Source organism: Rhodospirillales bacterium (genome assembly GCA_016699855.1).
GTDB lineage: Bacteria > Pseudomonadota > Alphaproteobacteria > Reyranellales > Reyranellaceae.
The window spans coordinates 1132333-1153499 of the sequence record CP064988.1 but is presented as its reverse complement, the minus strand read 5'-3'; the positions used below and the strand labels follow the sequence as shown (position 1 = coordinate 1153499).

The window sequence follows — 21167 nt, the reverse complement described above, 5'->3', positions numbered from 1 at the left end:
CCAACGCCGATCCGGGGGACGGAACGCCATGCTCGACCGTTGCGACCGCGTTCAGGTCGCGGTCATCGACCGCCACAAGGCCGCCGAGGGATACCGCCGTATCTTCGGCGCCGAGACCGCGCGCGAGGATTCCAGCCGCCATCTCGGCGCGAAGCGTCTGATCCTGGCGCTGGGCGAGAGCGAGATCGAGCTGTGCGAGCCCGACGGCGCCGGCCGCGTCGGCGACCATCTGGCGAAGTGGGGCGAATCGCTGATGACCGCCGGCTACTCGACGGTCGACGTCGCGGCGCTCGAACGCCGGCTCGACCAGCTCGGCGTGACCACCGCGCGCGAGGGCGAGCAGCTCTACTTCGGCCCGCCGCACACGCCCGGCGTGCCATTCGTGATCTCGCCCAGCACCTACCGGCCGCGCGTCGGGCGCGCCTCGTTCCTGTACGAGACGACCAACACGCTGGTCAGCGACTGGCGGACGGCGGCGGCGATCTACAGCGGTTTGTTCGGCCTCGACCCGTCGCGCTTCTCGAAGATCGGCAGCCACCGCTTCGCCTACGAGGGCACGCTGACGTTGTTCGATCCGCCCAACCGGCTGGACCGCATCGAGCTGTCGCAGGTCACCGGGCCGGACAGCGCCATGGGCCGCTTCACCGCCCGCCGCGGCGACTCGCTCTACATGGCCTATGTCGAGGTCCACGACTGGCCGGGCGTCCACGCCGCGCTGATGGACTCGAAATCGCGCTGGACGCCGCGCGGCAAGGACGCCGCCACCGAGCGCGACGGCGGCTGGGTGCATCCGAAGGAGCTCGGCGGCCTGCTGCTGGGCGTCTCGCGCACGACGGTCGCGTGGGAGTGGTCGGGCCGCAAACACCTCGTCGCCGCGCCACGTTGACGGAGCTGTGGCCGGCGCTCGGCGCCGGTCGCCCGTAGGGTGCGTTTGGGGGCGGATCGTCGAAAGGGAGCGCTCACAGCGTCAAAAAGCGCGATTTTGCATATTGTATACAAAATACAATATACAAAACGCGAATCCGGCTTCGCGGAGGCCGCCCGAAAACGATCCGATGCCGTGGCGGCGTGATTCCAAATTGTCCGGCGCGCGGCGCGCGGGTCTCGAAATCCACCGCCCCGCGAACGCCGCCGGAGCGACCGGAACCTACGATTCGTAGCCGAGATTGGGCCGCAGCCAGCGTTCGGCCTGCTCGACGCTGACGCCGCGGCGGCGGGCGTAGTCCTCGACCTGGTCCCGGCCGATGCGGGCGACGCCGAAATAGGCGGCGTCGGGATGCGCGAAGTAGTAGCCCGACACCGCCGCCGTCGGCAGCATCGCGAAGCTCTCGGTCAGCGTCATGCCGGCGTTCTGGCCGGCGTTGAGCAGGCGGAACAGCTCGGGCTTCTGCGAGTGGTCGGGGCAGGCGGGGTAGCCCGGCGCCGGCCGGATGCCGCGGTACTTCTCGCGCGTCAGCTCCTCGTTGCCCAGCGCCTCCTCCGGCGCGTAGCCCCACAGCGTCTTGCGCGCGCGCTCGTGCAGGCGCTCGGCGAAGGCCTCGGCCAGACGGTCGGCCAGCGCCTTCAGCATGATGTCGGAGTAGTCGTCGTGGTCGGCCTTGAAGCGCTGGAGATGCGCCTCGATGCCGTGGCCCGCCGTGACCGCGAAGCCGCCGATCCAGTCGGCGTCGGGCGAGATGAAGTCGGCGAGGCACATGTTGGCGCGGCCGGCGCGCTTCTCGACCTGCTGGCGCAGGAAGTGCAGCCGCGACAGCTCCTTGGTCCGCGTCTCGTCCGTGAACAGCACGACATCGTCGCCCTCGCGCCGGCACGGCCAGAAGCCGACCACGCCCTTGGCCGTCAGCCACTTCTCGCGCACGACGCGCTCGAGCATGCGGCGCGCGTCGGCGAACAGCTTGCGCGCGCTGTCGCCGACGACGGGATCCTCGAGGATGGCGGGGTAGTTGCCGGCCAGCTCCCAGGCGCGGAAGAACGGAGTCCAGTCGATGCGCTCGACCAGCTCGTGCAGCGGGTACTCGGCGAACACGCGCGTGCCGGTGAAGGTCGGCCTCGGCGGCGCGTAGGCGCTCCAGTCGATCTTGAACCCGTTGTCGCGCGCGGCGGCCAGCGGGGCCACCTTCTCCTTGCGGCCGTCGCCGCGCTCGACGCGGATCGCCTCGTACTCGGCCGCGACCTTGGCGGCGAAGTCGACGGCCAGCGTGCCCGAGGTCAGCGTCGAGCACACGCCCACGGCGCGCGAGGCGTCGAGCACGTGCACCGTGGTGCCCTTGTAGCGCGGCGCGATGCGCAGCGCGGTGTGCACCTTCGACGTCGTGGCGCCGCCGATCAGCAGCGGGATGGTGAGGCCCGCGCGCGTCATCTCCTCGGCCACCGTCGCCATCTCGTCGAGCGACGGCGTGATCAGGCCGGAGAGTCCGACGATGTCGGCCTTGTTCTCGTTCGCGGCCTTGAGGATGTCGCGGAACGGCACCATGACGCCGAGGTCGATGACCTCGAAATTGTTGCACTGGAGCACGACGCCGACGATGTTCTTGCCGATGTCGTGGACGTCGCCCTTGACCGTCGCCATGACGATGCGGCCCTTGGCGCGCGCGCCCGCCGACTTGCCGGCCTCGATGTAGGGGATCAGGTGCGCGACCGCCTTCTTCATGACGCGCGCGCTCTTGACCACCTGCGGCAGGAACATCTTGCCGGCGCCGAACAGGTCGCCGACCACGTTCATGCCGGCCATCAGCGGCCCCTCGATCACCTCGATCGGCCGCGCCGCGCCGAGGCGCGCCTCCTCGGTGTCGTCGACGACCCACTGGTCCATGCCCTTGACGAGCGCGTGCTCCAGCCGCCGCTCGACCGGCCACGAGCGCCACTCCGCGTCGATCGTCTCGACCGCGCCGCCGCTGCCTTGTATTTCGGCGCCAGCGCCAGCAGCCGCTCGGTGCCGTCCTTGCCGCGGTTGAGGATGACGTCCTCGCAGACCTCGCGCAGCTCCGCCGGGATCTGGTCGTAGACCTCGAGCTGTCCGGCGTTGACGATGCCCATGTCCATGCCCGCCTGGACGGCGTGGTAGAGGAACACGGAGTGCATCGCCTTGCGCACCGGCTCGTTGCCGCGGAAGGAGAACGACAGGTTCGACACGCCGCCGGAGACGCGCGCGTGCGGGCACGACGCCTTGATGCGCCGCGTCGCCTCGATGAAGTCGACGCCGTAGTTGTCGTGCTCCTCGATTCCGGTCGCGACCGCGAAGATGTTGGGATCGAAGATGATGTCCTCGGCCGGGAAGCCGACCTGGTTCACCAGCACGTCGTAGGAGCGCTCGCAGATCGCCACCTTGCGGTCGGCGGTGTCGGCCTGGCCCTTCTCGTCGAACGCCATCACGACGGCGGCGGCGCCGTAGCGCCGGATCTTCCGCGCCTGGGCGATGAAGGGCTCCAGCCCCTCCTTCATGCTGATCGAGTTGACGATCGGCTTGCCGGCGACGCATTTCAGGCCGGCCTCGATCACGCTCCACTTCGAGCTGTCGATCATCACCGGCACGCGGGCGATGTCGGGCTCGGCGGCGATCAGCTTGAGGAACGTCTCCATCGCCAGCTCGGAGTCGAGCAGGCCCTCGTCCATGTTGACGTCGATGATCTGCGCGCCGTTCTCGACCTGCTGGCGCGCCACCTCGACGGCCGCCGCGTAGTCGCCGGCCAGGATCAGCTTCTTGAACTGCGCCGAGCCCGTGACGTTGGTGCGCTCGCCGATGTTGATGAAGGAGGCGGTGCGTTTTCCGGTCATCACATGAAACTCACGGCTTCCATGCCCGACAACCGCAGCGCCGGCGGCAGCACGGGCGGACGGCGCGGCGGCAGGCCGCGCACGGCGTCGGCGATCGCCTTGATGTGCGGCGGCGTGGTGCCGCAGCAGCCGCCGACCACGTTGATCCAGCCGGCCTCGGCCCATTTGCGCACCAGCTTCGCCGTCAGCTCCGGCGGCTCGTCGTAGCTGCCCATGTCGTTGGGCAGACCGGCGTTGGGGTAGACGCAGACAAGGCTGTCGACGCGGCCGTTCATGTCGGCGACGTAGGGCTGCAGCTCGGTGGCGCCGAACGAGCAGTTCAGGCCCATGGTCAACGGCCTCACGTGGCGGATCGAGTGCCAGAAGGCGTCGACGGTCTGGCCTGAGAGGTTGCGGCCGGCGAGGTCCGTCAGCGTCATCGACACCATCACCGGCAGCGTCTCGCCGCGTTCCTCGGCGGCCTCGTCGGCCGCCACCAGCGCGGCCTTGGCGTTGAGCGTGTCGAACACGGTCTCGACCAGGATGAAGTCGACGCCGCCGTCGAGCAGCCCGTCGATCTGCTCGCGGTAGACCCCCTTCATCTCGTCGAAGCCGACGGCGCGGTAGCCGGGGTTGTTGACGTCGGGGGAGATCGAGAGCGTCTTCGGCGTCGGCCCGAGCGCGCCGGCGACGAAGCGCGGCTTCGCCGGGTCGCGCGCCGTCCAGCGGTCGGCGTGCTCGCGCGTGATCGCGGCGGCGGCGAGGTTGATCTCGCGGGCCATCGACTGGATGCCGTAGTCGGACAGGCTGATGGCGTTGGCGTTGAAGGTGTTGGTGGCCACGATGTCGGCGCCGGCCGCGAGATAGGCGTCGCAGATCTCGCCGACGATCTCCGGCCGCGTCACGTTCAGCAGGTCGTTGTCGCCCTTCTGGTCGTGGTTGAAGGCGCGGCCGCCGCGGTAGCCCTCCTCGTCGAGGCGGTAGCCCTGGATCATCGATCCGTAGGGTCCGTCCTTGACGAGGATGCGCTCGCGCGCCGCGGCCAGCAGCAGCTCGGCCTTCTCTTCGCGGTTCATGCCTGGAGTGTCCGTTTGGCCGGGCGCACGCCCAGCAGATGGCAGATCGCGAACGTCAGGTCCGCGCGGTTGAGCGTGTAGAAGTGGAACGCGCCGACGCCCTCGGACTGGAGCCGGCGGCACAGGTCGCCGGCCACGGTGGCGGCGATCATGCGCCGGGTCTCGAGGTCGTCGTCGAGGCCCTCGAACAGGTCCGCCAGCCAGTCCGGCACGCGCGCGCCGCAAAGTCCGGCGATGCGTCGGACCTGGGTGAAATTGCTCACCGGCACCACCCCCGGCACGATCGGCACGCGCACGCCGGCGGTCCATGCCTGGTCGCGGAAGCGCAGGAAATCGTCCGCCTCGAAGAAGAACTGCGTGATGCAGCGGTCGGCGCCGGCGTCGACCTTGCGCTTGAGGTTGGCGAGATCGGCGGCGGTGTCCGCGGAGTCGGGATGGCGCTCGGGATAGCCGGCGACGCTGATCTGGAAATCGCCGATGCGCTTGAGGCCGGCGACCAGCTCGGCGGCGTTGGCGTAGCCGCCGGGATGCGCGGTGTACTTGCCGCCCATGCCCGACGGTGGATCGCCGCGCAGCGCCACGACGTGGCGGATGCCGGCGTCCCAATAGGCGCGCGCCACGTCGTCGATTTCGCCCTTCGTGGCGCCGACGCAGGTCAGGTGGGCGGCGGGATCGATACCGGTCTCGCGCTTCATGCGCACGACCGTCTCGTGGGTGCGTTGCCGGGTCGAGCCGCCGGCGCCGTAGGTGACCGAGAAGAACGCCGGCCGCAGCGGCGCCAGCCGCTCGACGGATTGCCACAGCGTCTCGGCCATCGCGTCGGTCTTGGGCGGGAAGAACTCGAACGACACCGCCAGCGACGACGGCGCGCGCGCGGGGAAGGTGGACGGCGTCGCCGGCGCGGGCGACACGCCTTGATCGGGCGTCATGGCGCGGAGCTCCTCGCGGCGGCCGGGTCGCCGGCGGACGTCCGGGCGGCGTTGGTGATCGCGGGCGCGGCCGGGAGGCGGCGCGCCCGCCAGACGCCGACCATCAGACGCTGGCCGGGCAGACGGGTGGGGGGCTCGACAGCGAAGCCGGCCGCCGTCAGCCAGCCCTCGACCTGGTTGTCGGCGAAGCCGAGATGGACGTGGGCGTGCTCGCGGCGCAGCTCGACGAGGTCGTGCGGCGCGAAATCGACGACCAACGCGACGCCGCCCGGCGCCAACACGCGGGCCGCCTCGCGCAGCACCGCCGCGGGATCCTCGGCGTAGTGCAGCACCTGGTGGATCGTCACGACGTCGACGGCGGCGGCCGGCAGCGGCAGGGCGTACATGTCGCCGCGCCGGATCTCGGCGTTGGCCAAGCCGGAACGCGCCAGGTTGGCGCGGGCGACGGCCAGCATCTCGCGCGACTGGTCGATGCCGATGACGCGGTCGAAGCGCGGCGCCATGATCTCGAGGATGCGGCCGGTTCCGGTGCCGATGTCGAGCAGGGTCTCGCCCCGTCCGGGCAGATGCGCCAGGAGCGCCGCCTCGATCTCGCCATCGGCGACGTGCAACGCGCGCAGCTGGTCCCAGCGCTCGGCGTTGCGCCGGAAATAGGCGACCGCCCGGTTCTCGCGCCGTCGCTTCAGATCGTCGAGCCGCGCCTGGTCGGCGGCGAGCACGCCATCGTCCATCGGCAGCCGCGCGGCGAGGTCGCGCGCCAGCGTCGCGGCATGGCCGCTGGCCCGCGCCAGCCGGAAATACGCCCACTGGCCTTCGCGCGCCCGTTCGAGCAGGCCAGCCTCCACCATGAGTTTGAGATGGCGCGAGACGCGCGGCTGCGACTGGCCGAGCACGTCGACAATCTCGCTCACCGTGAGCTGGTCACGCGCGGCCAACGCAAGAATCCGCAGTCGCGTTTCCTCGGCCATCGCTCTGAGCACAGCGAGTGTCTCTTCCATGCTTTACATATAAATATATTCTTATATCTACCACAAGAGAAATCTCTCAAGGTTAGCCACATCGCCCAAACGTCCGGCAGTGACGGATCGCCGCCGGGCGTGCTATAGACATGCCCGGGGCGTGGTTTTGCCGCCTCGACCGGCGGCGATGCGCCGGGCGAGGAAGGCGTTACGCGACCGAAGGAACGAACCGCGCGGCGTTTGTGCCGCGCGCCCTCGGGTTGTTGGCGGGAACAATCGGCATGTTCGGTGGTTGTGTAACGGGGATCCGTCGCGGCGTCGCCGCGATCGCGGTGGCCGCCATGCTGGTTTCCGGCTGCGCGTCGGCGCCCGAATCCGGCGACGCGTGGGATCCGTTGGAGACGCCCAACCGGTTCATGTTCGCGATCAACAAGACGCTCGACACGTTCATCCTGCGGCCGCTCGCGGTGACCTACCGCGACCTGACGCCGAACGGCGCGCAGCGCGGCGTTCGCAACGCGCTGAACAATCTCGGAGAGCCGGTCACCGCGATCAACGAGCTCGCCCAGGGCGAGGCGACCCGGGCCGCCCAGACGGTCGCCCGCTTCATCGTCAACTCCACGATCGGCCTGCTCGGCCTGTTCGACGTCGCCAAGGATATCGGCCTGCCGCCGACCAAGGAGGATTTCGGCCAGACGATCGGCGTCTGGGCGAAGGCGCCGCCGGAGGATGGCGGTCCGTACCTGGTGCTGCCGCTGGTCGGACCGTCCAACGCCCGCGACGCCGTCGGCCTTCTGGTCGACCATCTGGTCGACCCGTTCCGCGTCGCCGCGCACCATTTCGACGTCGACTGGCTGCTCTACGTGCGCACCGGCGCGGACGCCATCGATAGCCGGTCGCGCACGCTGCAGGCGCTCGACGACATCGAGAAGAACTCGGTCGACTACTACACGGCGATCCGCAGCGCCTACACGCAGCGCCGCGCCGCGCAGATCCGCCAGCGCGGCGTGGTCGCGACCGCGGCCCTGCCGCTGTCGGTGGGCGGCCGCGCCGAGCTTGGGCTCGCGCGCTGATTCATATCCGGAGGGGATCGTGTCGAGGACGTTGATGACGCGCCGCGGCATGGCGCGCCTGACGTTTGGTGTCGCCGGCGCCGCGGTGGGCGCGCGGACCGTGTTAGCCCAGGACGCCGCCGGCGTGATCAACGGCGCCGCCGACCGCGTGCTGGCCGCCGTCAAGGCGGGCGTCACCGACGCCGAGCGCGAGCGCACGCTGACGGCGGTGTTCCGCGACAGCTTCGACATTCCGTCGATCGCGCGCACCGTGCTGGGACGGCACTGGAACGCCGCGACCGAGGAGCAGCGCCAGCGTTTCATGGAGGCGTTCGAACGCGCCGAGGTGCGGGCCTATTCCAACCGCTTCAAGGAGTACGGCGGCCAGTCGCTGCAGGTCGGCAAGGTCACGCAGAACGGCGGCGCGCAGCTGGTCGACGCCCAGATCATCCAGGTCAACGGGCCGCCGATCAAGCTGGTCTGGGAGCTGGTCGGGGGCCGCATCGTCGACGTGTCGGTCGAAGGCATCAGCATGGCGATCACGCGCCGGTCGGATTTCAACGCCTACATCCAGCGCAACGGCATCGACGGCCTCATCGCCGAGTTGAAGCGCCGCTCCGGCTGAGGCGTTCGCGCAAATCCACCTCGCCCGAGCGCGCGTAAAATTCGCGCGAGGGTCTATTGCCCGCCGGGCCCCGGAAGCGTCTGCTGGGGCGTGGTAGCCGGCGTCTTGGGCCGGGCATTCGGGAGTAGATCATGGACCAGTCCGCATTGAAGAAGGTCGCGAGCGTCGATCCGGTGTGGGACGCGGTGCGCCAGGCGGCGCAGGAGATGGCGCGCGCCGAGCCGGCCCTGGGCAGCCTGTTGCACGCCACGGTCCTGAGCCAGCCGCGTTTCGAATCCGCGCTGAGCTACCATCTCGCGCGCACCGTCGGCACCAACGAGACGCCGGCGATGCTGGTGCGCCAGAGCATCGAGGAGGCGTTCGACGCCGACCCGTCGATCGGCGTGGCCGCCCGCGCCGACGTCATGGCCGTCTACGAGCGCGACCCCGCCTGCACGTCGCATCTCGACCCCGTGCTGTGGTTCAAGGGCTACCACGCGCTCCAGACCCATCGCGTCGCGCACTGGCTGCTGGGGCGTGGCCGCCGCGGCATGGCGCTGTTCCTCCAGAGCCGCTCGAGCTCGCTGTTCGGCGTCGACATCAACCCCGCCGCCCGCATCGGCAAGGGCATCTTCATCGACCACGGCACCGGCGTCGTGATCGGCGAGACGGCCGTGGTCGAGGACGGCGTGTCGATGCTGCACGGCGTGACGCTGGGCGGCACCGGCAAGGAGCGCGGCGACCGCCACCCGAAGGTGCGCCGCGGCGTGCTGCTGGGCGCCGGCGCCAAGGTGCTGGGCAACATCGAGATCGGGGTCTGCGCCAAGATCGCCGCCGGCAGCGTGGTGCTCGATCCGGTGCCGGCCGGGTGCACCGCCGCCGGCGTGCCGGCGCGCATCGTCGGCTGCGTCGACGTGCCGGAGCCGGCGCTGGAGATGGACCAGCGCATCTGATCGCCGCGCGGGCGGCGCGCGCCGCCCGCGACTCGAACGAACGGCCGGTCCCCGCGACCGGCCGTTTTCATTTCGGGTCGACGGGCGCCCGGCTCCGCCGATCGACCGTGCCGCCTGTCCTTCTCCAAATGTCATCCCGAGCGACGCGAGGGATCCAGGCGCCGCTCCTGGATCCCTCGCGTCGCTCGGGATGACAGAAATTGCCGGGACGACTGGATCGATCGAGGGAACGCGTCGTTAGCCCCGCGTCAGGGGCTTGTACTTGATGCGGTGGGGCTGGTCGGCGTCGGCGCCGAGGCGGCGCTTCTTGTCGGCCTCGTAGTCCTGGAAGTTGCCCTCGAACCACACCACCTGGCTGTCGCCCTCGAAGGCGAGGATGTGGGTGGCGACGCGGTCGAGGAACCAGCGGTCGTGGCTGATCACCACGGCGCAGCCGGCGAAGTCGCCCAGCGCCTCCTCCAGCGCCCGCAGGGTGTCGACGTCGAGGTCGTTGGTCGGCTCGTCGAGCAGCAGCACGTTGGCGCCGCTTTTGAGCATCTTGGCGAGGTGCACGCGGTTGCGCTCGCCGCCCGAGAGCAGGCCGACCTTCTTCTGCTGGTCGGCGCCCTTGAAGTTGAAGCCGCCGCAGTAGGCGCGGCTGGGCATCTCGCTCTTGCCGATCTTGAGGACGTCGAGGCCGTCGGAGATCTCCTCCCAGACGCTCTTGTTCGGGTCGAGCGAGTCGCGCGACTGGTCGACGTAGCCCAGCTTCACCGTCGGGCCGACGCGGAACGAGCCGCCATCCGGCTTGTCCTGGCCGGTGATCATGCGGAACAGCGTCGTCTTGCCGGCGCCGTTGGGGCCGATCACGCCGACGATGCCGCCCGGCGGCAGCTTGAAGCTCAGCCCGTCGATCAGCAGGCGGTCGCCGAAGCCCTTGGAGACCTTCTCGGCCTCGATCACCAGATCGCCCAGGCGCGGACCCGGCGGGATGACGATCTGCGCCTTCTCCAGGCTCTGCTGCTCGCCCTCGGCCAGCATCTGCTCGTAGGCCGCGATTCGCGCCTTGCTCTTGCTGCGCCGCGCCTGGGCGCTCTGGCCCATCCACTCGAGCTCGCGCTGCAGGGTGCGGCGCTTGGCGTCGGCCTTGGACTCCTCCTGCGCCAGCCGCTGCTCCTTCTGCGTCAGCCACGAGGTGTAGTTGCCCTCCCACGGGATGCCCTGGCCGCGGTCGAGCTCGAGGATCCAGCCGGCGACGTTGTCGAGGAAGTAGCGGTCGTGGGTGATGGCGACGACCGTGCCGGGGAACTCGGCGAGGAAGCGCTCCAGCCACGCCACCGACTCGGCGTCGAGGTGGTTGGTGGGCTCGTCCAGCAGCAGCATGTCGGGCTTGCTGAGCAGCAGGCGGCACAGCGCCACGCGGCGGCGCTCGCCGCCCGACAGCTTGGTGACGTCGGCGTCGCCCGGCGGACAGCGCAGCGCGTCCATGGCGATCTCGACGGTGCGCTGCAGGTCCCAGCCCTCGGCGGCGTCGATCTTCTCCTGGAGATCGGCCTGCTCGGCCAGCAGCTTGTCCATGTCGGCGTCGGGGTCGGCGAAGGCGTTGGAGACCTCGTCGAAGCGCTTCAGCCATTGCGCCAGCTCGCCGACGCCGTCCATGACGTTGCCCAGCGCGTCCTTCGAGGCGTCGAGCTCCGGCTCCTGCGACAGGTGGCCGACCTTGACGCCCTCGGCGGCCCACGCCTCGCCCGTGAAATTGTCGTCCTTGCCGGCCATGATGCGCAGCAGGGTCGATTTGCCGGCGCCGTTGAGCCCGAGCACGCCGATCTTGGCGCCGGGCAGGAAGCTCAGCCAGATGTCCTTGAGGACCTGCTTGCCGGCCGGGATAGGTCTTGGACAGACCCTTCATCACGTAGACGTACTGATACGCGGCCATTTCGTCGCTCCGGCGGTCCCGCCCGCGCCCCGTGGCGCGCGCGGCGCATTCTCTAGCGGAGCGGAGGCGCGCCGGCAACGCGGCGGCCATGCGCGCGCCGGCTTCCTCGACCCGGCGATTTCGCCTTAAATGCCGGCCGCCGGGCGGTCCGCCGCGGCGCGGGGGAGATGGGGATGCGCGCGAAGTTCGTCGTGCCGGCCGCGGTCGGCGTCGTCTGCCTCCTGCTGGTCGGCGGGTACTTCATCGTCAAGAGCGCGATGGAGGCCGGCGGCCCGGCCTTCGAGGCGTCGTTCGAGAAGAGCTTCCGCTCGAGCTGCGTCGACGCCGCGCTGAAGCGGCCCGGCGCCCAGGAGGCGGTCGTCCGCCGCCAGTGCGACTGCGCCTACGATGTGGTGCGGCCGCTGCCGGTGTCGGAGAAGATCGCGCTGAACCAGGCCGGCGAGGCGCAGACGCGGATCCTGACGGAGATCCAGCGGCGCTGTCCGGCGCGCTGACACGGGCATCGGGAGGAACGGACGCATGGCGGGACGGCTCGACGGCAAGGTGGCGTTGATCACGGGCGGCGCGTCGGGGCTGGGCGAATGCGCCGCGGTCCTTATGGCGCGCGAGGGCGCCAGGGTCGTGGTCGCCGACATCCAGGAGGAGAAGGGCCGCGCGGTCGCGGCGAAGATCGGCGCGGCGGCGCATTTCCTGCCGCTCGACGTGACCAGCGAGGACCAGTGGAAGGCCGCGATCGCCGGCGCGGTCGACAGGTTCGGCGCGCTGCACGTGCTGCTGAACTCCGCCGGCATCGGCCTGACCAAGACGGTCGAGGACATCGAGCTGGAGGAGTGGCGCCGGGTCCACGCCATCGACCTCGACGGCGTGTTCCTCGGCTGCAAGCACGGCGTCAAGGAGATCAAGAGGCACACCGGCGCGCTGGGCGGCTCGATCATCAACATCTCGTCGATCTCCGGCATCATCGCCGGCGCCAACATGGCGGCCTACAACTCGGCCAAGGCCGGCGTGCGGCTGCTGTCGAAATCGGTGGCCCTGCACTGCGCCAAGAGCGGTTACAACATCCGCTGCAACTCCGTGCCCCACCTTCATCGACACCCCGATCCTCGACCGCCACCGCGTGCGCATGGGCGACGCCGTCATGCAGCAGAAGCTGGGGCGGCAGGTGCCGATCGGCCGACTCGGCCGGCCGGAGGAGGTCGGCTGGGCGCTGGTGTTCCTGGCGTCCGACGAATCGAGCTTCATGACCGGCTCGGAGGTGATCATCGACGGCGGCCTCAGCGCGATGTGAACGGCGCGGGCCGCGCCGACGACGGACGAACCAAGAATCACGAGGAAACGCCATGATCCTGAACATCGACGACCGGCGCATCTACTGCGACCTCGTGGGCGACGCGGACGCGCCGACGATCACCATCACGCACTCGCTGCAATCCGACGGCGGCATGTGGGCCGAGCAGATGCCGGCGCTGCTGGCCGCCGGCTTCCGCGTGCTGCGGCTGGACATGCGCGGCCACGGCGGCAGCGATCCCGTGGCCGGCGACTACACCATGGCGGCGCTCGCCGAGGACGTGGTCAAGGCGCTCGACGCGCTCGGTATCGCCAGAACCCACTACATGGGCCTGTCGATCGGCGGCATGATCGGCCAGGCGTTCGCGCTCGAGCACGGCGGGCGGCTGCTGTCGATGATCCTGTGCGACACGCTGCCGGCCTCGCCGGCCGGGGCGGCGGCGTCGTGGGAGGAGCGCAAGGCGGCGGTGCGCGCCGCCGGCGGGCTGTCGACGCTGGCCGACGGCTCGATGGACCGCTGGTTCACGCCGGCGTTCAAGACGGCCAACCCGGCGCGCTTCAAGCAGATCCGCGACACGATCGTCGGCACCACGGCGCAGGGCTTCCTCGGCTGCGCGGCGGCGATCCAGAATTTCGACTTCGAGGCGCGGCTGCCGACCATCGCGGTGCCGACGCTGGTGGTCTGCGGCGACGACGATCCCGGCACGCCGCCGGACCGCAACCGCTTCATCGCGGCGAAGATCCCCGGCGCGGCCTACGTGGAGATCGCCGACGCGCGGCATCTGCCCAACGTCGAGCGGCCGGCGGCGTTCAACAAGGCGATGATGTCGTTCCTGTGGGCGCGGCGCTGAGGCGCGCGGCGGAACGGACGTAGGGAAGGGACGACGCCATGGAATTCGGCTTCAACGAGCAGCAGCTCGCTATCCGCGACAGCGTGGCCAAGCTCTGCACGCAGTTCGACGACAAGTACTGGCTGAAGAAGGACAAGGAGGGCGGCTTCCCGCACGATTTCTACAAGGCCATGGCCGATGCGGGCTGGCTGGGCATCGCCATGCCGGAGGAGTACGGCGGCAGCGGGCTGGGTATCACCGAGGCGGCGCTGCTGATGCAGACCGTGGCCGCGTCGGGCGCCGCCCTGCAGGGCGCCTCCGCCATCCACCTCAACATCTTCGGACCCAATCCGATCGTGGTGTTCGGCACCGAGGAGCAGAAGAAACGCATCCTGCCGGACATCATCAAGGGCCGGGTCAAAGGCTGCTTCGCGGTCACCGAGCCGGACGCGGGCCTCAACACCACGGCGCTGGAGACCAAGGCCGAGCGCGCCGGCAACGGCTACATCGTGACCGGCAAGAAGGTGTGGACCACCACCGCGCAGATCGCCGACAAGATGCTGCTGATCGCGCGCACCACGCCGAAGGAGCAGTGCCGCAAATCGACCGACGGGCTGTCGCTGTTCTACACCGATTTCGACCGCTCGAAGATCGAGGTGCGCGAGATCGACAAGATGGGCCGCAAGGCGATCGACACCAACCAGATCTTCATCGACGGGCTGAAGGTGCCGCTCGAGGACCGCATCGGCGAGGAGGGCAAGGGCTTCCACTACCTCCTGCACGGCCTGAACCCGGAACGCGTGCTGATCGCGGCCGAGGCGGTGGGCATCGGCCGCGCCGCGCTGGCCAAGGCGACGCAGTACGCCAAGGAGCGCGTGGTGTTCGGCCGGCCGATCGGCAAGAACCAGGCGATCCAGCATCCGCTGGCCGAGAGCTGGGCCCAGCTCGAGGCCGTCGACCTGCTGACCTTCAAGGCGGCGTGGCTCTACGACAACGGCAAGGAATGCGGCGCCGAGGCCAACGCCGCCAAGCTGCTGGCCGGCCGCGCCGCGTGGGAATCCTGCGAGCGCGCCGTGCTGACCCATGGCGGCTACGGCTACGCCAAGGAGTTCCATGTCGAGCGCTTCCTGCGCGAGGTGATGATCGCGCGCATCGCGCCGGTCAGCGAGCAGCTCGTGCTCTGCTACATCGCCGAGCGCGTGCTGGGCCTGCCGAAATCGTACTGAGGGCGGCGGTACGATATGCGCAAACCTCTCATCGTTGCCTTCGCCATCGCCGCAGTCATCTGCGGCATCGCAATTTGGGCGCGCGATGTTGAGGACTTCCCACCGGAGGTTACGGAGGTCGTTGACCCGACGCCGCGTCGGCCGCGCATTCTCGTCATCGGGCATACCGATCGACGCCCGCCGTTCGAATGGAGTGCTTACGATCGGTGAAGTCGCGGTGCTGGCCGCTTCGACGAAGTGAATTGGTCGACTAACCTCTGAGGCGCTGACGTCGCTTTCTTTTGGGTCGTCCGTGATGCGTCATTGAGTGAAAGGAATGCGGGACATGCCCGGCGCGTTGGATGGGATCAAGATCGTCGATCTGACGGCGGTGCTGCTGGGGCCGTTCGCCACGCAGCATCTCGCCGACATGGGCGCCGACGTGGTCAAGATCGAGCCGCCGGAGGGCGATCTGCTGCGCAACTCCGGCAAGGGCCCGTCGCCCAAGATGGGGCCGATCTACATCGCCGCCGGTCGCAACAAGCGCTCGGTGTGCCTCGATCTGAAAAAGCCGGAGGCCGTCGCGGTCGTGAAGCGGATGGTCGAGACCGCCGACATCTTCATCCACAACAGCCGGCCGCAGGCGATCGAGCGGCTCGGGCTGGGCTACGACGATCTGCGCAAGGTCAAGCCCGACCTGATCTACGCCTATTCGCTGGGCTACAAGCGCTCCGGCCCGTACGGCCACAAGCCGGCGTTCGACGATCTGGTGCAGGGCGCCAGCGGCGCCGCCTCGCTGCAGTCGCGGGTCGACGGCGGCCCGCCGCGCTTCATGCCCAGCCTGGTGGCCGACAAGACCACCGGCCTGCATCTCGCCATCGCGGTGCTGGGCGCGCTGGTGCACCGCCAGAAGACCGGCGAGGGCCAGATGGTCGAGGTGCCGATGTTCGAGACGCTGGTCTCGTTCTGGCTGACCGACCACCTGTTCGGCCGCACCTTCGATCCGCCGACCGGCACGATGGGCTACGACCGCATCATCAACAAGTTCCGCCTGCCGTTCCCCACGAAGGACGGCTACATCTGCGCGCTGCCCTACACCGACAAGCACTGGGAGCGCTTCTTCGAGCTGGCGGAGCGGCCCGATCTCGCGGCCGACCCGCGCTTCAAGGACGGACCCACCCGCGCGCAGCACTACAACGAGCTCTACCAGGTGCTGGCCGAGCTGCTGAAGCCGCGGGCCACGGCGGAGTGGCTGCGCCTGTTCGACGAGGCCGACATTCCCGCCATGCCGGCCAACACGCTGGAGGAGGTGCTGGAGGACGAGCACCTCAAGGCGACGGGTTTCTTCACCCGGCGGGAGCATCCCACCGAGGGGCCGATCACGACGGTGGGCAGCCCGCTCGATTTCTCGAAAACCCCGACCTCGTTCCGCCGGCACGCGCCGCGGATCGGCGCCGACGGTCCCGACGTGCTGCGCGAATACGGCTACGCGCAGGGCGAGATCGACGCGCTGATGGCCTGCCAGGCGCTGCAGATCCCGAAGTTCGGGTGACGCGTTTCGCCCGGCTACACCTTCGGCCTTCCGTTCTCTCACCGTCATCCCGAGCGCGGCGAGGGATCCAGGCGCGGACCCTGGATCCCTCGCCGCGCTCGGGATGACAGAATGGACAGGTCGCCGGCAGGTGCGATGACGGGACGACCCGATCTGATCGCGCCGTGTCCGCCCGCCGCCTATTTCCGTTCCAGCGCGCGCGGGAAGAACGGGTAGAGGAACTGCTTGAAGAAGCCCTTGGGCACAGGATCGGGCGCGATGCCGTAGGCGGTCGGCCACTTGCCCTCCGGCAGGTAGAACGTGCCGAACACCTTGTCGATCATCGGCAGGTGGATGGCGAAGTTCTTGTCGATGCCTTCCTGGTCGGCGGCGTGGTGCCAGTGGTGGAACTGCGGCGTGGTCAGCACGTATTTCAACGGCCCGAAATTCCACCGCACGTTGGCGTGCGCCAGGGTCGCCTGGAACGTCACCCAGCTCAGGTAGGCGTAGACCGCGGTGTCGGCGAAGCCCAGCATGATCATGGGTATGGCGGTGGTCGCGCGCACCGTCAGCATGTCGAGCAGGTGCAGGCGCGAACCCGCCAGCCAGTCCATGTTCGCCGCGCAGTGGTGCACGGCGTGGAACCGCCACAGGAACGGCACGCGGTGGAAGGCGTAGTGCACGCCGTACTGCACCAGGTCGGTGACGATCATGATCTCGAGGAACTGCAGCGGCAGCCACTGCGACTCGACCCATTCGTGCAGCAGCCGCCAGTCGGTGTTCTCGAACAGGGTCATCGCCGGCTTCAGCGTGACGTAGGCGAGGAACTGGATCGCCAGGCCGCTGAGGAAGAAATAGAACAGATCGACCTTCCATTCCTCGCGGAACACCGCCTGGTCGGTGAGCCGCCCCCATAGCCGCTCGATCGGTATCCAGACGACGGAGAAGGCGATCAGGTTGAGCAGGAACCAGTCGAGGCCGAGGTAGACGCCGCTGGTCAGCTCGCCGACCGGCTCGACCTTCCAGCCGCCGAGCAGGACCGCCGCCAGCACGCAGGCCATGGCCGCGCCGCCCAGCGCGGCGTGCCGGCCCAGCATGATGTTCACCAGCCCGAGCGCGAAGGCCACGATCATCACGACGTGCATCGCCGCCCGGATCGAGGCCAGCGGATAGAGCTCGCGCAGCTCCGGCATCGTCAGCAGCGCGGGATAGCGCACGCACAGGACCGCGCCGAGCGACACGAGCCCGAGGAACAACGCGACGGTGCCGCTGAGCCAGCCGCTGCCCAGACGCCGCGACGCGGCCGGCGCGGACAATGATCTGCCGATGGGCGTCTGCATGCGGAGGGGCTCCAGATCCACGAGGGGCGCGGCCGACGCGGCGGCCTTGGCCGCAAGGTGCCGCGCTTTGGACACGGAGGCAACAACATGGCGGGGTGAGGGGGGGGGCCGCTAATACGGCAGCTCCGGCATTCCGTCCGCCGCCATCGGGAAGCGTCCGATCCAGCCGCGCCGGACGCCGCCAAGGACCGACAGCATGAGGTTCCTAGTCGGCGGCAAGGCGCAGAACGGGCCGAAGGCGAGGTCGCGCGCCCAGCCCAGCGGCGTCAGGCGCGACTGGTAGAACGGCGTCAGCATTTGGCTGATGCGCCCGAACGCATCGGTGTGCGGCCGGCGCCACGCCTCGGCGCGGTCCAGCGCGGCGTCGATGGCCGCCTCGCCGTCGCCGTCGCGCTGGCGCAACGCCGTGGTCAGCGCCAGCGCGTCGAGCAGCGCCATGTTGGCGCCCTGGCCGAGCTGCGGCGAGGTGCCGTGCGCGGCGTCGCCGATGAACACCGCTCGGCCCGCGCGCCAGCGCGACAGCCGGACGTCGCGGTAGGTCGCCATGCTGAGCTGGTCGAACGAGGCGACGCGCTCCAACGGCCCGGCCAGGTCCGGCCATTCCGCCCGCATGTCGGCTTTCAGGGCGTCCAGCCCGCGCGCGCGGCACGCGTCCATCGCCGCCACCGGCAGACTCCAGAACAGCGTGACCTCGCGGGCGGCGGCGGGATCGCCGGGCCGGCGGCCGACCGGAAGCGCGCCCAGCATGACCCGCGTGTCGCGCACGCGCTGGCGCAGGCGCCCGGCGAACCGTCCCTCCGGGTCGGGCACCGTCGCCCACAGGCACCCCCAGGGATAGAGCCGCGCGGCGTGGCGCGGCGCGTGCGCCGCCCGCAAGGCCGAATGCGCGCCGTCGGCGACCAGCAGCACGTCAAACGGACCGCGCGCGCCACCATCCGCGAGACGCAGGCGCGGCCGCGCCGTTTCCTCGATTCCGGCGATCTCGACGCCCAGTTCGAGCCGCGTGGGTGTCGCGCGCAGGCGGTCGTGCAGGAGTTGGAACAACGCGCCGCGGTGGATGCCGAGGCCGGCCATGCCCGGCGCCAGCGTCTCGTAGCGCAGGTGGAGCACGACGCGGCCGCGCCTCGTATGGGCGTCGATGCCGTCGATGCGCTCGCCCAGGGCGCGCGCGCCGTCGAGCAGCCCCAGGCGCTGCAACGCGCGTTGGCCGGTGGCCTGCAGCAGGAGTCCGGCGCCGACCGGGCGCGGCGTGGGGAAGCGCTCGAACAGCGTGACGTCGTGGCCGTCGCCGGCCGCGAGGATCGCCGCCGCCTGGCCCGCGACGCCGCAGCCGACCACGCCGATGGCGAGCGGCGCCATTCCGCCGGCGCGCGCCGACGGAGGCCCTCCGTTACCGCCGACGGCCGAGGGCGCCGAGCATCGACGGCGCGGGGATCGCGGCGACGCGGCGCCCATGGCCGCGCGGCCGGTCGTCGTCGGACGTGAGCATGACGGCGGCGCCGATCTGCACGCTTCCGAAGGTCAGGCCCATGAAGAACGTCAGCAGCGCCAGTCCGAGCGGACCGTGAGCCGTCCCCAGCGTCAAGGCGCGCAGATGCGCCACGTCCAACCACAGCATGCCGGCCACGGTGACCGCGGCGAGCGTCAAGCCGATGCCGGCGTGGCGGAGCATGAAGCGGACATGGGCGGGCATGGTCGGGTCTCCGGCGGTTGGCGCGCGCCCAGCATAGGCGTGCGCGCCGGCGGCCGCCACGCTCCGCCGCGGGCGGCGGCGCCTATCGCCGGGAGGGGCGGGCGCCGCTGGCCATCGAGCTTCTGGCGCCGGACGCCATCGCGGTCGTGACGACGTCGCCCGTCGCGCTCGGCGCGGTCGCCTGGGGGTGCGACGGCAATGCGCGGGTGTATCGGCTTGCCGCCCGGTTCGCGACGACCAAAGCGGCGTTCGACCGCTTCCACCCCGTGCCCGGGCGGGCGGCGTACTACCGTCTCGTGTCCGACGCGACCTCGACGGTCGTCGCCGACTGTCCCTGAGGCGACGCCGGCGCGCGCTTGCGGCCCCGTGGCGGGGATGCGCTATTGTCCCCCGGCGCGGCGCGGCCGCGGGGGGAGGAGAAGCGGCGATGGCTGAGGAGATTTACGATTTCATCGTCGTCGGCGCGGGATCGGCGGGTTGTGCGCTGGCCGCCCGGCTGAGCGAGAACCCGGCGTGGAAGGTGCTGCTGCTGGAGGCCGGCCCGCCCGACAACCACGTCTGGATCCACGTGCCGATCGGCTTCGCGCGCACCTTCGAGGACCCGCGCGTCAACTGGAAGTACGAGACCGATCCCGAGCCGCATCTCGGCGGGCGCAAGGTGTACTGGCCGCGCGGCAGGACGCTGGGCGGCTCCAGCTCGATCAACGGCCTGATCTACATCCGGGGCGTCCCCGGCGACTACGACTACTGGCGCCAGCTCGGCAACACCGGCTGGGGCTTCGACGACGTGCTGCCGTATTTCCGCAAGGCCGAGGGCAACGTGCGCGGCGACGACGCGCTGCACGCCGGCGGCGGCCCGCTGGGGGTCGACGACACGCGCTGGCGCCATCCGCTGGCCGACGCCTATGTCGACGCCGCCGTCGAGGCCGGTCTGCCGCGCAACGACGATTTCAACGGACCGGCGCAGGAGGGCGCGGGCTACTACCAGCAGACCCAGCGCCACGGCCGCCGCTGCTCCGCCGCGCGCGCCTATCTCGGCCCGGCGCGCGGGCGCCGCAATCTGCGGATCGTCACCGGCGCGTTGACCGAGAAGGTCGAGATCGTCGACGGCCGCGCGACGGGCGTGCGCTACAGCGCCGCCGGCGCCTCGCACGTCGCGAAGGCCGGCCGCGAGGTGGTGTTGTGCGGCGGCGCGCTGAACTCGCCGCAGATCCTGCTCTTGTCCGGCGTCGGACCGGCGGCGCATGTCAGCGAGATGGGGATCACGCCGGTGCGCGACCTGCCGGGCGTCGGCGAGAATCTGCACGACCACTATCTGGCGCGCATCGCGTGGCGCGCCACCCGCGCCGTGACGATCAACGATTTCAACCGCAACTGGCTGGGCAGGCTGGCGATGGGCGCGCGCTACGCGTTGACGCGGTCCGGCCCGATGGCGATCGGCGCCGGCGTCGCGGGCGCGTTCGCGCGCACCCGGCCGGAGCTGGCCGATCCCGACGTGCAGATCCACTACATGCCGTTCTCGACCGCGAGCAAGATCACCGAGCTGCACGACTTCCCCGGCTTCTCGGCCATCGTGAACCAGTCGCGGCCGCAGAGCCGCGGCCGCCTGAGGCTGCGCTCCGCCGATCCGCGCGAGGCGCCGTCGATGGTGGCGAACTACCTCGCCGACGAGGTCGACCGGCGGACCATGGTCGCCGGCATGCGCCTGCTGCGGCGCATCGCCGAGCAGCCCGCGCTGAGAGAGTGGATCGCCGCCGAGGTCGTGCCCGGCCCCGGCGTCCAGAGCGACGACGAGCTGCTCGACTACGCCAAGCGGACGGGCAGCACCGTGCACCATCAGGCCGGCACCTGCCGCATGGGCCCGGAGCACGATCCGATGGCCGTGGTCGACCCGCAGCTGCGCGTGCGCGGCGTCGCCGCTCTGCGCGTGGCCGATTGCTCGATCATGCCGCAGGTCGTATCGGGTAACACCAACGCGGCCGCGATCATGATCGGCGAGAAATGCGCCGATCTGCTCAAGGCGGCCGCCTGAGCGGGACC

Annotated in this window: 16 protein-coding genes and 3 pseudogenes; 11 read left to right on the top strand and 8 right to left on the bottom strand. The window is 70.2% G+C overall.

The window, feature by feature from the left end; translation table 11 throughout:
• Nucleotides 1-28: 28 nt before the first annotated feature.
• On the top strand, nt 29-886 hold the full coding sequence (locus IPK81_05460) for a hypothetical protein (protein QQS13677.1): 858 nt from the start codon (nt 29-31) through the stop codon (nt 884-886).
• A 261-nt stretch (nt 887-1147) separates the two neighbouring features.
• On the opposite strand, the pseudogene metH reads toward IPK81_05460, so the two are convergent.
• From metH to IPK81_05440, 4 genes and pseudogenes are all read right to left on the bottom strand, one after another.
• Nucleotides 1148-3774: pseudogene (gene metH, locus IPK81_05455) on the bottom strand (methionine synthase).
• Complete coding sequence (locus tag IPK81_05450; protein QQS13676.1) at nt 3774-4829, bottom strand: homocysteine S-methyltransferase family protein; 1056 nt, start codon at nt 4827-4829, stop codon at nt 3774-3776. Before IPK81_05450 ends, metH begins: the two are co-directional and overlap by 1 nt.
• On the bottom strand, nt 4826-5758 hold the full coding sequence (gene metF, locus IPK81_05445; GenBank protein QQS13675.1) for a methylenetetrahydrofolate reductase [NAD(P)H]: 933 nt from the start codon (nt 5756-5758) through the stop codon (nt 4826-4828). The genes IPK81_05450 and metF overlap by 4 nt, the downstream gene beginning before the upstream one ends.
• Entirely contained in the window at nt 5755-6756 is a 1002-nt protein-coding gene (locus IPK81_05440) for a metalloregulator ArsR/SmtB family transcription factor (GenBank protein QQS13674.1), read from the bottom strand. The genes metF and IPK81_05440 overlap by 4 nt, the downstream gene beginning before the upstream one ends.
• 302 nt (nt 6757-7058) lie before the next feature.
• Between IPK81_05440 and IPK81_05435 the strand changes: the two genes are divergently transcribed.
• The 3 genes from IPK81_05435 to cysE all read left to right on the top strand — a co-directional run bounded on the left by IPK81_05435 (nt 7059) and on the right by cysE (nt 9326).
• Nucleotides 7059-7790: a VacJ family lipoprotein gene (locus IPK81_05435; GenBank protein QQS13673.1), complete on the top strand. Its 732-nt coding sequence runs from the start codon at nt 7059-7061 to the stop codon at nt 7788-7790.
• A 19-nt stretch (nt 7791-7809) separates the two neighbouring features.
• Nucleotides 7810-8394, top strand: a complete 585-nt coding sequence (locus IPK81_05430; GenBank protein ID QQS13672.1) for an ABC transporter substrate-binding protein — start codon at nt 7810-7812, stop codon at nt 8392-8394.
• A 131-nt stretch (nt 8395-8525) separates the two neighbouring features.
• Nucleotides 8526-9326, top strand: a complete 801-nt coding sequence (cysE, locus tag IPK81_05425) for a serine O-acetyltransferase (GenBank protein QQS13671.1) — start codon at nt 8526-8528, stop codon at nt 9324-9326.
• Nucleotides 9327-9563: 237 nt separating this feature from the next.
• Here the strand turns inward: cysE and ettA are convergent.
• Nucleotides 9564-11241 (bottom strand): annotated as a pseudogene (ettA, locus tag IPK81_05420) (energy-dependent translational throttle protein EttA).
• A 173-nt stretch (nt 11242-11414) separates the two neighbouring features.
• Here ettA and IPK81_05415 point away from each other — a divergent pair.
• The 5 genes and pseudogenes from IPK81_05415 to IPK81_05395 all read left to right on the top strand — a co-directional run bounded on the left by IPK81_05415 (nt 11415) and on the right by IPK81_05395 (nt 16115).
• Nucleotides 11415-11735 carry a hypothetical protein gene (locus tag IPK81_05415; GenBank protein QQS13670.1) on the top strand — a complete coding sequence of 107 codons (321 nt, stop codon included), beginning with the start codon at nt 11415-11417 and terminating at the stop codon, nt 11733-11735.
• Nucleotides 11736-11760: 25 nt separating this feature from the next.
• Nucleotides 11761-12529 (top strand): annotated as a pseudogene (locus IPK81_05410) (glucose 1-dehydrogenase).
• 52 nt (nt 12530-12581) lie between these two features.
• Nucleotides 12582-13379, top strand: a complete 798-nt coding sequence (gene pcaD / locus IPK81_05405) for a 3-oxoadipate enol-lactonase (GenBank protein ID QQS13669.1) — start codon at nt 12582-12584, stop codon at nt 13377-13379.
• 38 nt (nt 13380-13417) lie between these two features.
• Nucleotides 13418-14584 (top strand): acyl-CoA/acyl-ACP dehydrogenase, encoded by a 1167-nt coding sequence (locus IPK81_05400; GenBank protein QQS13668.1) that lies wholly within the window; start codon nt 13418-13420, stop codon nt 14582-14584.
• A gap of 325 nt (nt 14585-14909) precedes the next feature.
• Complete coding sequence (locus IPK81_05395) at nt 14910-16115, top strand: CoA transferase (protein QQS13667.1); 1206 nt, start codon at nt 14910-14912, stop codon at nt 16113-16115.
• A gap of 179 nt (nt 16116-16294) precedes the next feature.
• Here IPK81_05395 and IPK81_05390 read toward each other — a convergent pair whose 3' ends face one another.
• The 3 genes from IPK81_05390 to IPK81_05380 all read right to left on the bottom strand — a co-directional run bounded on the left by IPK81_05390 (nt 16295) and on the right by IPK81_05380 (nt 19127).
• The gene (locus IPK81_05390; protein QQS13666.1) at nt 16295-17434 is read right to left on the bottom strand and encodes a sterol desaturase family protein; all 1140 of its coding nucleotides are present in this window, start codon (nt 17432-17434) and stop codon (nt 16295-16297) included.
• A gap of 111 nt (nt 17435-17545) precedes the next feature.
• Nucleotides 17546-18793, bottom strand: coding sequence for an FAD-dependent monooxygenase (locus tag IPK81_05385; protein ID QQS13665.1), 1248 nt, complete (start codon nt 18791-18793; stop codon nt 17546-17548).
• 31 nt (nt 18794-18824) lie between these two features.
• Nucleotides 18825-19127, bottom strand: coding sequence for a hypothetical protein (locus IPK81_05380; GenBank protein ID QQS13664.1), 303 nt, complete (start codon nt 19125-19127; stop codon nt 18825-18827).
• 17 nt (nt 19128-19144) lie between these two features.
• On the opposite strand from IPK81_05380, the gene IPK81_05375 reads away from it, so the two are divergent.
• Both IPK81_05375 and IPK81_05370 read left to right on the top strand, forming a co-directional pair.
• Entirely contained in the window at nt 19145-19465 is a 321-nt protein-coding gene (locus tag IPK81_05375; GenBank protein ID QQS13663.1) for a hypothetical protein, read from the top strand.
• Between the two features lie 89 nt (nt 19466-19554).
• Nucleotides 19555-21159, top strand: a complete 1605-nt coding sequence (locus IPK81_05370; GenBank protein QQS13662.1) for a choline dehydrogenase — start codon at nt 19555-19557, stop codon at nt 21157-21159.
• The last annotated feature ends 8 nt before the right edge of the window (nt 21160-21167 follow it).